General features: G+C 69.3%; 9 protein-coding genes. 5 read left to right on the top strand and 4 right to left on the bottom strand.

Annotation, left to right across the window (positions count from 1 at the left end; all coding sequences use genetic code 11):
* Nucleotides 1-95 precede the first annotated feature (95 nt).
* On the top strand, nt 96-1,769 hold the full coding sequence (locus FO059_RS07120) for a hypothetical protein (protein ID WP_233266819.1): 1,674 nt from the start codon (nt 96-98) through the stop codon (nt 1,767-1,769).
* A gap of 108 nt (nt 1,770-1,877) precedes the next feature.
* Complete coding sequence (locus tag FO059_RS07115) at nt 1,878-2,636, top strand: 3'(2'),5'-bisphosphate nucleotidase CysQ (RefSeq protein WP_143907547.1); 759 nt, start codon at nt 1,878-1,880, stop codon at nt 2,634-2,636.
* Between the two features lie 39 nt (nt 2,637-2,675).
* Here the strand turns inward: FO059_RS07115 and FO059_RS07110 are convergent, their stop codons facing one another.
* Together FO059_RS07110 and FO059_RS07105 are read right to left on the bottom strand one after the other, a co-directional pair.
* Entirely contained in the window at nt 2,676-3,074 is a 399-nt protein-coding gene (locus tag FO059_RS07110) for a type II toxin-antitoxin system VapC family toxin (protein ID WP_143907545.1), read from the bottom strand.
* On the bottom strand, nt 3,071-3,307 hold the full coding sequence (locus FO059_RS07105; protein WP_143907543.1) for a type II toxin-antitoxin system Phd/YefM family antitoxin: 237 nt from the start codon (nt 3,305-3,307) through the stop codon (nt 3,071-3,073). Before FO059_RS07105 ends, FO059_RS07110 begins: the two co-directional genes overlap by 4 nt.
* An 837-nt stretch (nt 3,308-4,144) precedes the next feature.
* Here FO059_RS07105 and FO059_RS07100 point away from each other — a divergent pair.
* Nucleotides 4,145-6,094: a cutinase family protein gene (locus tag FO059_RS07100; RefSeq protein ID WP_143907541.1), complete on the top strand. Its 1,950-nt coding sequence runs from the start codon at nt 4,145-4,147 to the stop codon at nt 6,092-6,094.
* A 108-nt stretch (nt 6,095-6,202) separates the two neighbouring features.
* On the opposite strand, the gene FO059_RS07095 is transcribed toward FO059_RS07100, so the two are convergent.
* Entirely contained in the window at nt 6,203-7,513 is a 1,311-nt protein-coding gene (locus tag FO059_RS07095; protein WP_143907539.1) for a PhoH family protein, read from the bottom strand.
* A gap of 290 nt (nt 7,514-7,803) precedes the next feature.
* Here FO059_RS07095 and FO059_RS07090 point away from each other — a divergent pair, with 290 nt between their 5' ends.
* Nucleotides 7,804-11,097 carry a DEAD/DEAH box helicase gene (locus tag FO059_RS07090; RefSeq protein ID WP_143907537.1) on the top strand — a complete coding sequence of 1,098 codons (3,294 nt, stop codon included), beginning with the start codon at nt 7,804-7,806 and terminating at the stop codon, nt 11,095-11,097.
* A gap of 69 nt (nt 11,098-11,166) precedes the next feature.
* Here FO059_RS07090 and FO059_RS07085 read toward each other — a convergent pair whose 3' ends face one another.
* The gene (locus FO059_RS07085; RefSeq protein WP_143907535.1) at nt 11,167-12,111 is read right to left on the bottom strand and encodes an NAD-dependent epimerase/dehydratase family protein; all 945 of its coding nucleotides are present in this window, start codon (nt 12,109-12,111) and stop codon (nt 11,167-11,169) included.
* Nucleotides 12,112-12,268: 157 nt separating this feature from the next.
* Here FO059_RS07085 and FO059_RS07080 point away from each other — a divergent pair, with 157 nt between their 5' ends.
* The gene (locus FO059_RS07080) at nt 12,269-12,976 is read left to right on the top strand and encodes a TetR/AcrR family transcriptional regulator (RefSeq protein ID WP_143907533.1); all 708 of its coding nucleotides are present in this window, start codon (nt 12,269-12,271) and stop codon (nt 12,974-12,976) included.
* The last annotated feature ends 16 nt before the right edge of the window (nt 12,977-12,992 follow it).

The raw sequence follows: 12,992 nt of genomic DNA, 5'->3' as shown, positions 1-12,992 counted from the left end.
GGAGGGCCGAGTCGATGGGGCACGGACGGAATGCGGCACTGTCCTGGCACACGGCAGGCGCCGGGCACGGGGCAGGGTCCCGTGCGGCACGCGTGATGCTCCCGCCTGGCACTCGCCCGCGGGCCCGATGGACGGCGGCCGCCGCGGCGGCGATGCTGCTGGCCGCCCTCGCGGCAGTGCCGGCCGTCGCGGACGACGCCTACACCGGCGCCGGCTCGTTGGGCGTGCTCGCCCCCGGCGCGGCTCCCGGCGCGGGCCCATCCGGCCCGTCGGGCTCCGGGCCCGCGGGCTGCGTGCCGGTGGGCACCGCGCAGCTCTCGCCCGGTCCGCCGCCGAATCCGTCGCACCTGGGCATCGACGCGTTCGCCGTGGCGCCGAATCAGGACGCGCTGCCCGCACGCGTCGACCTGCGCACGGCCACCACGAGCTTCAGCCGGTTCTGGGAGTTCGCCCTGGTGGACCGCGTGCTGTTCACCCGTCCGCACGGTTCCGCGGAACCCTGGCGCACCGTGCCGCTGCCCGGGTGCCTGGTGGGACGCCTCGTCGGAATCTCGGTGGACGACGACGAGCTCACCGCCATCGACGACAACGGGTGGCTGTATACGATGGACAACGCGGCGCACCCGCCGATCCTGTGGAACTGGACGTCGTCGTTCGGCGCGCCGCTGTGGATGGACCGCGGGCAGCGGATGCCGGGCGGCCACGGCGATTGGGCGCTCAGCGTCCACGCGCCGCAGGTCCAGCGCACGTACACCGACACCGCGGGCCACCAGCAGTTCGTCGGCAGCGCCAAGTGCACGATGGTCACCGTGCTCGTGGGCGACGGCAGCCGGATCGTCTACCTGGACCCGTGGCTGCCGAACGACTACAGCTATGAGATCGGCTCGCCGCTGGGCGGACGCTTCCAGGCGGAGTCGATGTCCACGGCCGCGTCGGTGACGTTCGTGATGAACCGGTACGGCGACATGTACACCCGGCTGTTCGACTTCGACATCTCCGGCGCCGACACCGTGTTCTTCAAGTACTCGTGGCAGGACCAGTCGGGCAAGCTCCCGCCCGCCGACCAGTTCGCCGCGGCGCTCGACCCGCGCGTCGCCCGCATCCAGCTGCCCGCACCGGAGTGGGTGCAGCAGCCGAAGGTCCCCGGGACCATCACGTCGACGATCTCTATCCACGCCACCGGCGCACCCGGATCGGACGCGCGGGAGCTGCGAGTGGAGGGCGTCGACGCGCACGGCCGCACCGGCTTCTGGCACAAGATGCTCGCCGATGACGCGTGGGCGTTCACCCCCACCGGCGCGGCGCTGACAGGGGATCCGGTGGAGAACTCCCCGCAGGACCGGTCACTGGACACGCTCGCGCCGCCCGCACCGTACGACTACACGGTGCCGCTGCCGGACCGCGGCGCGGCCCGCGGCTACCGGCTGGAGGTCGCGGAGTTCGCGTGGGCGACCTCCGAACGCACCGCCACAGTGATCGCCCCGGACGGCACCCGCTTCCCCGTGGAGCTGCACACCGTCGACGGCATGCGCATGACGCCCCGAGGGCCGGGGCTGGACTCCGTGCCCCGCGCGATGTCCGGCGCGATCGGCCTGACCCAGGACCTGTGGGACACCCGGGACGCGCAGTCGCCGGCCGTGCGCACGTTCGCCGACGCGTGGCTGGGCGGGCAGCGCCGGGCGCCCATCGACCTCACCGTCACCGACACGACGATGGCGATCACGCGGTCCGAGGGCCCGGGCCTGCTCGCCGGGCTCCCCGGAAGCTGACCGCGGCCGCCCGCCGTCGCCCGGTTTACCGGCGGATCGGCGCCTGCCCGGACCCGCGTGCCGTTAGGGTCGATTCTGACGACACGGCACCGGGCGAGGGAGCAGACGATGAGCGCGCACACCAACGATCCGGTCGCCGACGCGGCGCTCGCCGCGGATATCGCGGAGAGCACCGGAAAGCTGCTGCTGGAACTGCGCTCCGACTCGTCGGCCATCGACCCCTACGTGCTGCGCGACAGCGGCGACCGCGAAGCGCACGAGTACATCATGGGGCGTCTGGCAGAGCACTTCCCCGATGACGCAGTCCTGTCCGAGGAGGGCACGGACTCCGGCGCGCGGCTGACGGCCGAACGCACGTGGATCGTCGACCCGCTCGACGGCACCAACGAGTACGGGCTGCTCGATCACAACGACTGGGCGGTGCACATCGCGCTCGTCGTGGGCCACCGTGCCGTACTCGGCGCCGTCGCCGTGCCCGCGCTGGGGGTGACGTACAGCAGCGGCACCGTATCGCCCGTGCCGCCCATGCTGGGCGACAAGCCGCGCATGATCATCAGCCGGAATCGGCGCAACGACCGGGTCACACGGATAGCCGACGCGCTCGGCGCCGAGGTGCTGAGGAAGGGCTCGGCCGGCGCCAAGGCGATGGCGGTGGTGCGCGGCGACGCCGACATCTACGCGCACGCCGGCGGGATGTACGAGTGGGACTCGTGCGCACCGGTGGCCGTGGCGCAAGCGGCGGGGCTGCACACCTCGCGCATCGACGGCTCCCCCATCCGGTACAACGCCGAGGACCCGTGGCTGCCGGACCTGCTCATCTGCCGGCCGGAACTCGCGGAGAAGGCGATCGCGGCAGCGAGGGTCTGACGGGCTGCGCCCCGCCGCCGCACCTCCGGCTTGTCCGCCTCAGATCCGTGTGTCGAGCATGGGTGCGAGTGCGCCGGCGTGCATTACGCGGTCGCTCGTGGCGATCGTCCAGCCGCGCCGTGCGGCCTGCGCCACGATCATCCGGTCGAATGGATCACGGTGCTCCCATGGCAATCGCCCAGCCATGGCGCCGTCGGCCCACTCCACCGCGATGTCGTCGATACCCATGGCGCTCATCGTCTCCGCCCACGACGCCAGCAGCCGGTCACCGTTGAGCCGCCCCGACGCTGTCCTGATGGAGATCTCCCACCCGGACACGGCCGAGACGAACACCTCGTGGCGGCAGTCGGACAGCACGGCGTGCGCCACCGGCCCCAGGCGATCGGGCGCGGCGGCGAGCCACAGTAGCGCGTTCGTGTCGAGCAGGATCGACGTCACCCGGCAGCGCCCTCCCACTGTGCCAGCTCGGCGTCGGTGAGCGGGTCGTCGAACCTGGCAGGAATCTTCATGCCGCTCAGCGCACCGAACGTGCGGGACCGCTCCGCCGCCGGCGACAACACCGCCACGGGCCGACCGCGGCTGGTGATCATCACCGGGCGGCCGGTCATCTCCACCTCCGCGAGCAGCGCGTTGAGCCGCGCCTTGGCCTTGGTGCTGCTGATCGCCTTCATACCGCCAGGTTAGCCCCATCGGACCAGTCCTACTGGTCCGATGGGCCATGGGCGCCGGCCGCTACGCGCTTCCGATCTGGCACCACCCCGCTGCACTGCAACACGGAGAATCCCTGGCCGTCCGACCTTCTCATCTGCCGGCCGCAGCTGGCCCGGGAGGCCATAGCGGCGGCGGCACGATGACCGGAAGTATTCCATTTGGGGGACAGACACCATATTAACTGCATTGTACAATCGGGCAACCTGGCGGGTTCCCAACCTGAATCATGCCACGCACGAGTTGGAGGATGCATGGAGCCGCACTTTCGCACGGGCCGTCCAATATTGTCAGCCGTCATGCGACGCTGCGCGAGTCTCATCGCAGCGATAGCATCGACACTCGCTTTCATCGTGGCAATTCCCGGATTCACGTCCGAGGCCGCTCCGGCCGTATCCGCCCAAGCCGCCACAGGAATGGGCTCCTTGACAGCATCCGGCTGGCACGCATGCCAGATCGTCCGAGGCGGTGAGGTTCAGTGCTGGGGCGAGCAATTGCCAGCCGTGTCGAACGACGACTCGTCAACCCCATCAAAAGCGGCCCGATCCATTCCCGGCATCACCGATGCGACGCAACTCGCGTCCGGCCTAACATTCACATGCGCACTCTTGTCCGACTTCACCGTCAAATGCTGGGGCGAGATCGCAAGGGATAACGCTGGTACAGTAGTTTCGTATTCCACACCTACAGTTATTCCAGGGCTATTCAATATAACACAGATTTCAGCTGCAGGCACCAGCCTCTGCGGAGTCAAAACCGACGGAAAGGTGCTCTGCATTGGCGCATTCCCATACGGGGGCATGAGCGGTGGATCCCCTGAGAGCATCGGTTGGTTCAGCAGCACCGCCGTCGAAATCGGACTCGGAGATGGCATCTACGCGGCCGTCGGCATCAACGGCCTTTGCGTCGAGGCACGCGATGGCGATGTTCAGTGCAGGATCTGGACGATCTACCCAGACGGACCAAAAATGCCACCGGGGAATCCGCGGGTGATGACGTACACCGCGCCGGTGAAGAATATCCGTTCGATGTATGTCGACAATTGGGTGTGTGCTGCCCTCAATTCGTCCGGAGTTCAATGTTGGAGCGATACCAATTCAGCGGAACGCTGGGTGCCAACCGCCCTGCCAGCCGAGGCCGTCGCTCTGATCAATCTAGGCGGCCCTTGCGTGCTGCTCGAATCAGACCAAGTGACGTGCATTATCCCGTTCGGCCGGCAACGCGGAGACGGAACCACCGACGTTCGGTACGACGACCCCACGCTCGATACCACGCGAGTGCTTGGCGTAACTGATGCGTACGCGATCGCCGGGGGCATTGATTTCGCATGCGCGGCGATGCCGAACATGGTGACGAAGTGCTGGGGCGATAATGCGCACGGCCAATTGGGAGATGGCACGACTGAATCCCGAAATGCGCCGGTTGATGTGCAATTCGACATGTCCTCTGAGTGGGACTCGTACTTCCCTGCAGATGAGGCAATTGATTGCCGCAAGCCGTTCTTCGTCGGAGTTCGCGGGTCCGGCGAGCTTCCGCAGGGCGAAGTCGGCTCGAGCACGTACTCCTACCCGTATGCATATCCGGATCACGGTATGGGCCCGAAGGTAGGTTCCGTTTTCCACTCCTTGGACCGCGACTACCCTGGTGCGATGAACGTGGTGGGTGTCGCTTACCCTGGAGTCCCCGTAGATCTTATGGATCCCGAATACCACTTCTCCGGGTACGCAGAATCCGTGATCGCCGGGGTGGACAAGATCGATGGAGTGTACCGGGCGATCGAGATGAAGTGTGCCGGTGCCGATCCGGCGGTGGTCCTTGCTGGCTACTCGCAAGGTGCCAACGTCATCAATAAGTGGTTGGCCCGCACTCAGAACGATGCTCCACAACGCCTTGCGAACCTGGCATCCGTGTATCTCGTCGGCAACCCCAATAGGCAGACGGACGTGCCTGGAAATATCGGAAGCGCCGGCGATGAACCGCTCGGCGGCTCTGTGAACGGGAATGCGGCCATGTCTGTGGCCCACGTCGACATCACGGATTTCGTGAATGCTCATCCCGCTGTTCTGCAGTCAGAGTGCCTCAGTAGCGACATCGTCTGCAATCCCACGCCGATGAGCCTCTACACCGGAGCAGTCCTCGACGAGTCGCTAGGAATTAAGGTCGTGAACCTCGGCACCCTCTTCCACACGTCGTACGACTCCGCGATCGACTACTGCCCGGTCACGCGATCGCGCATCGCCGTCCGTGACTGCGGGGCAATGCTGATCGAAAGGAGTCTCGGGTGGTCGACAAGCAGCGGTGCGGACACAGGCTGGTCCGTTTCGCGTGGCCGTCCGATTGTGCTCACCATGACCGGTCTCGAACCGGGTGTCGCCGGCACCGCACGACTCGCCTCCACCCCAGTACATGTGGGCGACTTCATCGTCGGTGACGAAGGCGATGCTCAGGTCGCTTTCGCAATCCCGCAGGACGTTGCCGATGGCACACACCACATCCTCATCGACACCGAGGACGGCTACTCGGCATCCATCAAGCTGACCGTCGCTGGTGACGGTGAGACTGCCCCCCTCGTCATCGGCCTGTCCACAGACCAGACCGCGGATTCCGGCGGGGAGGATCCTGGCGACGAGAACCCTGACGACCCCGGAGACCCGGGCGACACCCCCGGTGACGACGGAGACGACGCCGGCGATGACAGCCCCGCCGGCGGGGGCAGCCTGGGGAGCCTGTTTGGCAGCGTCGGCAGCTGACCGTTGCACCGCCTGACAGCACGTCCGCTGCCCTGACGCCACCTTCGGCGTCAGGGCAGCGGACTGCGTGCGCACTTTCCATCTGGATGTCGAGTCCCGCCCCGTCGCTCATGCCCCCGGCGTGAACTCCTCGAGCATCTCGGTGACCAGCTCTGCGATCTCGGAGCGTTCGCTGCGGTGCAGGGTGATGTGCGCGAACAGAGGATGCCCCTTGAGCTTCTCGATCACCGCGGACACCCCGTCGTGCCGGCCCACCCGCAGGTTGTCGCGCTGCGCGACGTCGTGCGTGAGCACCACGCGCGAGCCGGTGCCCAGCCGCGAGAGCACCGTGAGCAGCACGTTGCGCTCGAGCGACTGCGCCTCGTCGACGATGACGAACGCGTCGTGCAGCGACCGGCCGCGGATGTGCGTCAGCGGCAGCACCTCGAGCATTCCGCGCGCCACGATCTCCTCGATGGTGTGCGGCTCGGCCAGGCCCTCGAGGGTGTCGAACACGGCCTGCGCCCAGGGCCCCATCTTCTCCGACTCGCTGCCCGGCAGGTAGCCGAGGTTCTGGCCGCCCACCGCGTACAGCGGCCGGAAGACCACCACCTTGCGGTGCCGCCGCCGCTCCAGCACGGCCTCCAGGCCCGCGCACAGCGCCAGCGCCGACTTGCCCGTGCCGGCGCGCCCGCCGAGCGACACGATCCCCACCGACTCGTCCATGAGCAGGTCCAGGGCGATGCGCTGCTCCGCGGACCGGCCCCGGATACCGAAGGCCTCGCGGTCGCCGCGCACCAACCGCAGCTGCTTATCCGCTGTCACCCGCCCGAGGGCGCTCGACGACTCCCCCACGAGCCGCACCCCGGTGTGGCAGGGCAGGTCGCGAAACTCGTCGGCGTCGAGCATCCCCTCGGCGAAGAGGGTGTCGATCTCCGCCGACGGCACCTCCGCGTCGACCATTCCCGTCCATCCGCTCGCGGCGACGTCGTGCGCGTGGAACTCGTCCGCGGCCAACCCCACCGCCCCGGCCTTGACGCGCAGCGGCGTGTCCTTGGTGACCAGAGTGACCCTGCACCCCTCCGCCTGCAGGTTCAGCGCGCACGCGAGGATGCGGGCGTCGTTGGTATCGGCGCGGAAACCCGAGGGCAGCACACTCTGATCGCTGTGGTTGAGCTCCACGCGCAGCGTGCCGCCGTCCTCCCCGATGAGGATGGGGACGTCGAGCCGACCGTGCTCCATGCGGAGGTCGTCGAGCAGCCGCAGCGCCTCGCGGGCGAACCAGCCGAGCTCGTGGTGGTGCCGCTTGCCTTCGAGCTCGCCGATCACCACCAGCGGCAAGACCACCTCATGCTCGGCGAACCGCGTCACCGCCCACGGGTCGGACAACAGCACAGACGTGTCGAGGACGTAGGTGCAGCGGACGTTTGTACCGGTCACGTCGGACTCCTACACCCACCCGGCAGCCGGATGGGCATCGGTTGCAGGACCGGGGCGACCGTTCCGCAGCGGACAGGGTGCTCGCCGCGAGGCCGGGTCCCGGCCCTCTCCCGGCGTGCGCGTCAGCCACGGTTCGGACCTCCCGGACGGACAGCTTCCCCGCTGCCCGATGCCCCGAACGCTACGTGACCTGCACCACTTTCCGGTGAACCGACACGCACAGCCCGGGCAACGACGGGTGAACGCCGCACCGACCGGTCTTGTCACCCACCGCCGGTACCGTGTGGCCCATGCAGATCGACCACCGGATCGCCGAGTTCGAGGACTCCATCATCGACATGGTCGGCGCGCCGGTGTTCGGTCGTGGGCGGCGCTACGCCAAGGGCGGCAACGTCGCCGAGCTGGAGTGGTCCCCCGAGGACCAGATCCTCATCGGCACGGTGCGCGGCAGCGGCGGCCGGGTGTACTCCACGAACACCTACATCGCGCTCGACGCGACCGGCGTCTGCTATGAGGGCGGGGATTGCTCCTGCCCGGTCGGGTTCGACTGCAAGCACACGGTGGCCCTCGCCGTGCAGGCGACCTCCTACCTTCTCACGCAGAGCGGCGCCTCCTCGACGTCCGCACAGCCCCGCTGGGATCATGTCCTCGACGCCCTCCTGGACGCAGTGCCCGCCTCTGCCACCGTCCCACTGGGGCTGCTGATCAAGAGCGGGGCGCAGAACGGGTACGGCACGATGACCCCCGGGCTCTACGCCCGGCTGGTGCGCCCGGGAAAGAAGGGCGGCTGGATCAACGGCTCGCTCAGCTGGCACAACTTCGCGTATCAGGATGCGTCGTTCGCGCTCGGCCAGGTGCAGGCGCTGACACGGCTTCACCAGCTGTATGCGGCCGCATCCCGCTTCGGCAGGCCCGCCGGCGAGAAGGACCTTCCTCTCGCGGAGATCGATTCGCCCGCGCTGTGGTCGACGCTGGACGCGATCGTCGACAGCGGCGTCCGGATCATCCACGACGGCGCCCGCACGATGCAGTTCGCGCGCCCCGAGGCGGGCCGTATCGTCCTCGACGTCACCACGGACGACGACGGAACGCAGCACGTGGCGCCCGTGCTGTCGATCGACGAGGACATCGTGCCGCTCGACGGGTTCGGCCACATCGGCAGCCCCGCGCACGGGCTGTACATGTTCACCCCCGCGTCCGTCCCGGCCGACACCCCGCTGTCCCGGGCGTACCGGCTCGATGAGGGCACGACGCGCGGGGTCGCCCGGCTGGTGCGGCTGGACGCGCCGATGCCTGGCGGGTTGCAGTCGCTCGCGGCGGACTCGGGCGGCCTGGTGGTGCCCGCCGAGGACGCCGCGCGATTCGCCGCCGAGTTCGCGCCGCGGCTCGAGCGCCTGGCACCGGTGGTCTCCACCGACGACAGCTTCACCGTCGACCCCGTCGAACCGCCCGCGCTCGAGTTGCATGCGCGGATGGAGGACGCGCATGTCCTGCACCTGTCGTGGATGTGGTGCTACCGCGTCGGCCCGCGCGAACAGCGCGTGAGCATCTCCGACCTCGACGGCCGGGGATTCCGCGACGCCGACGCCGAGCTGGCCACGCTGGTCCGCATGCGGGGCATCCCGTTCGAGCGGTACGGGCTGCGGGACGGCCCCACGGAATCACTGCATCCGCGGGCGACGCTGCGCGGCACCGACACGCTGCGCGCCATGACCGAGCTGCTTCCCCTGCTCGACGCCGGCGACGACGTCACGGTGGTCTTCGAGGGCGAAGTGATCGACTACCGCGAAGTCAACGACGCGCTGTCCATCGGTGTCTCCGCCGACCAGTCCGACGAGGATCGCACCGACTGGTTCGACCTCACGGTGCGGGTGACCGTCGAAGGGTCGGAGGTGCCACTGGCCACCCTGATCTCCGCGCTCGCGCGGGGCGACTCCCACCTCATGCTCGACGACGGCCGGTACATCACCCTGGACAAGCCGGAGTTGCAGAGCCTCAAGGAGCTCATCACCGAGGCCCGCTCGCTGCAGGAGAGGCCGTCCGACACGCTCACCATCAGCCGGTTCCAGGCGGGACTGTGGGAGGACCTCGCCGCGCTGGGCGTGGTGGAACGGCAGGCCGACGCGTGGAAGCGCCAGGTGCAGGGGCTCCTGGACCTGGACGACGTGCAGGCGGAGGCCCCGCCGGCGCTGCTGGCCGACCTGCGCCCGTACCAGCTCGACGGCTACCGCTGGCTGGAGTTCCTGTGGCGCAATCGGCTGGGCGGAATCCTCGCCGACGACATGGGCCTGGGCAAGACCGTCCAGTCGCTGGCGCTGCTCTGCCATGCCCGCGAGGCCGAGCCGGACTCGCCGCCCGCCCTCATCCTCGCGCCGTCGAGCGTCGTGCCGGGCTGGGCGGCCGAGGCCGCGCGGTTCACCCCGCACCTGTCCGTCGCCGTAGTGGACCGGACCAGCCGCAAGCGCGGCACGTCACTGGCCGACGCCGTCGCGGGGGCCGACGTCGTCGTCACCTCGCACACGCTGTTCCGGCTCGACTTCGACGAGTACGACACCCTCGACTGGTCGATCGTGCTCATGGACGAGGCCCAGTTCGCGAAGAACCACCAGTCCAAGCTCTACCACTGCGCGCGGCGGCTCGGCGCCCCCGTCAAGATCGCCGTCACGGGCACGCCGATGGAGAACAACCTCATGGAACTGTGGTCGCTGCTGTCGATCAGCGCGCCGGGACTGTTCCCCAGCCCCACCCGGTTCACCGAGGTCTACCGCAACCCGATCGAGCGCGGCGGCGACGCGGAGCTGCTGGCCCGCCTGCGCCGCCGCGTCCGACCGCTCATGCTCCGCCGCACCAAGGACCAGGTGGTCCGGGACCTGCCGGAGAAGCAGGAACAGGTGCTGCAGGTTCCCCTGTCGCCCAAGCACCGGCGACTCTACGACACGCACCTCAAGCGCGAGCAGCAGAAGGTGCTGGGACTGCTCGGCGACGTGGGCAAGAACCGGTTCGAGATATTCCGCTCGCTGACCATGCTGCGCCGGCTCAGCCTCGACGCGGCCCTGGTGGAGCCGGAGTCCACCGCGCCGTCCGCCAAGATCGACCTGCTCCTGGAGCACCTCGAAGAACTGGTGGCCGGCGGGCACAAGGCCCTGGTGTTCAGCCAGTTCACCTCGTTCCTCGGCCGGGTGCGCGAGCGGCTCGACGCCGCCGGCATCGAGTCCGTCTATCTCGACGGCAGGACCCGCAACCGCGGCGCCGTGATCGAACAGTTCACCTCGGGCTCCACGCCGGTGTTCCTCATCAGCCTCAAGGCCGGCGGCTTCGGCCTCAACCTCACCGAGGCCGACTACTGCTTCATCCTCGACCCGTGGTGGAACCCGGCCACCGAACAGCAGGCGGTGGACCGGGCGCACCGGATCGGCCAGACCCGCAACGTCATGGTCTACCGGCTGATCTCCAGCGACACCATCGAAGAGAAGGTGATGGCGCTCAAGGAGCGCAAGGCAGCACTGGTATCCGGCGTGCTCGACGAGGGCGCCGGGATGGCGAAGGCCCTCGACGCAGAGGACATCCGCGCGCTGCTTGAGTGACCGGGCTCCCGCACCTTGAGCGTGCGCCAGGACTCCCCGGCACGTCCCGGCGCCGGCCCGCGCGAACGCTCACGCCGCGAGCCGCTCCGCTGCACGCCACCACCGCACCGTCTCCGCAGCCCCGTCGGCGAGCGGCGTCGGGGCGAGCCCCAGCAGCCGTTCTGTGGCCGCCGAGTCGACGACGAACTCCGCGGTCAGCTGCGGCATCGTCTCCGCCAGCTCGCGCACGGACGGCATCACGACGCCGACCGCCTGCAGCGCCCAGGCGGGCAGCACCGCGACCTTGGGGGCCGGCACCCCGGCGGCCGCGGCGAATTCCTCGACCATCCGGCGCTGGGTCACGGCCGGGGCGGTCGGCGCGTGCAGCACCCGGTTCCAGGCGGAGCGCTCGCCGGCGGCCGCGATCATCGCCGCCGCCAGGTCGGGTACGTAGGTGAACGAGTGCGGCACGTCGGCCGACCCCATCACCGTGATCTTCTTGCCCTCCAGCACCAGCGGGACCATCCGATCGCCGGCGTGGGCCATGCGCACATGCGGCCCGTAGAAGTCGGAGGCGACGACGCTGACGGTCGCGGCCTCGTGCTCCGCCCGGGCGCGCAGCAGCCGGGCGCGGACCCCGCCCTTCCCGCGCACCGCGTCGCGCCGGTTCTCCTCGGTCATCGGCATCGCCGACAGGTCGTAGGAGTACAGGCTCTCCGGGAACACGACGGGCACCGATGCCGTGGCCGCGGCGTCCATGGCGACCTGGTCTGCCTGCGGGAGCTCGCGCGCCCACGCCTTGGCGCTGTAGGCGCTGCCGTGGATGCAGTGGAAGAGCGCGTCGGCGCCCTCCAGATGCCGGGCCAGCTCCCCGGGCTTGGAGACGTCTGCGCGGAGCCGCTCGATCAACGGGTGCTCGGGGCCGCTTCCGGAACGAGTCAGCAGGCGGACCGGCCTACCCTGTTCGGCCAGCTGCAGCGCGATGTTCGTGCCGACGGGACCGGCGCCGGTGACGACGGCATGCGTTTCGGTCATGACGATTCCTCTCCTGACGGGTGGCGGCCCGGCGGATCCGGCCCCGCCACATTCGAGAGCACTGCTCTCTCATTCAGGATGCACCCGAATCGGATACGCGTCAAGAGCACTGCTCTCTTCAGTTGACGGTGCTCTTGAAATCGGGGATCCTGGGCGCATGACGTCGACACCACGCACCCGGGCGCGCGAGCAGACGATGCGCGACATCGTCCGGATCGGGCGAGAACACCTCGTCGCCACCGGCCCGACGGCGCTGTCGCTGCGCGCGGTGGCACGCGACCTGGGCGTCGTCTCCTCGGCGGTGTACCGCTACGTGCGCAACCGCGACGAGCTGCTGACGCTGCTGGTGGTCGACGCCTACGACGAGCTCGGCGACGCGGTGGATGCCGCAGTGGACGGGGCCGCGGAGCCGCTCGCGCAGTTCCGGCAGCTCGGACGCGCAGTGCGGGAGTGGGCGCTGCGCGAACCCGCCCGCTATGCGCTGCTGTACGGCACGCCCGTCCCCGGCTACGAGGCGCCCGGCGAACAGACCACCGCGCCCGGCACCCGCGTGATCGTCGCGCTCACGACGATCCTCGAACGGGCCCACTCCACGGGCGCGGGCGGATCGACTCCCATCGCGGCGCCGGCGGATTCCGGCTCTGCACGCGCGGGCGCCCTCGCCGCCGACTTCGCCCGGATCCGGGACGAGTTCGGCCTCACGCTCACCGACGACGCACTCGCGCGAGGAGTACTCACGTGGGCGGCGCTGTTCGGGGCCGTCAGCTTCGAGGTGTTCGACCAGTACGGCTCCGACACGTTCACGGACCCCGGGGCACTCTTCGAGCGGCACCTGGCGCACCTGGCGCAGATGGCCGGGCTCTGAGGGGCGGCGGCCCGCC

The organism is Tomitella fengzijianii, assembly GCF_007559025.1.
Classification (GTDB): domain Bacteria; phylum Actinomycetota; class Actinomycetes; order Mycobacteriales; family Mycobacteriaceae; genus Tomitella; species Tomitella fengzijianii.
This window is presented reverse-complemented; position numbering and strand designations above follow the sequence as displayed.

Coding starts and splice junctions, on each gene's coding strand:
- FO059_RS07120 (WP_233266819.1), top strand. CDS start 96: ATGCTCCCGCCTGGCACTCGCCCGCGGGCCCGATGGACGGCGGCCGCC.
- FO059_RS07115 (WP_143907547.1), top strand. CDS start 1,878: ATGAGCGCGCACACCAACGATCCGGTCGCCGACGCGGCGCTCGCCGCG.
- FO059_RS07105 (WP_143907543.1), bottom strand. CDS start 3,307: ATGAAGGCGATCAGCAGCACCAAGGCCAAGGCGCGGCTCAACGCGCTG.
- FO059_RS07100 (WP_143907541.1), top strand. CDS start 4,145: ATGAGCGGTGGATCCCCTGAGAGCATCGGTTGGTTCAGCAGCACCGCC.
- FO059_RS07090 (WP_143907537.1), top strand. CDS start 7,804: ATGCAGATCGACCACCGGATCGCCGAGTTCGAGGACTCCATCATCGAC.
- FO059_RS07085 (WP_143907535.1), bottom strand. CDS start 12,111: ATGACCGAAACGCATGCCGTCGTCACCGGCGCCGGTCCCGTCGGCACG.
- FO059_RS07080 (WP_143907533.1), top strand. CDS start 12,269: ATGACGTCGACACCACGCACCCGGGCGCGCGAGCAGACGATGCGCGAC.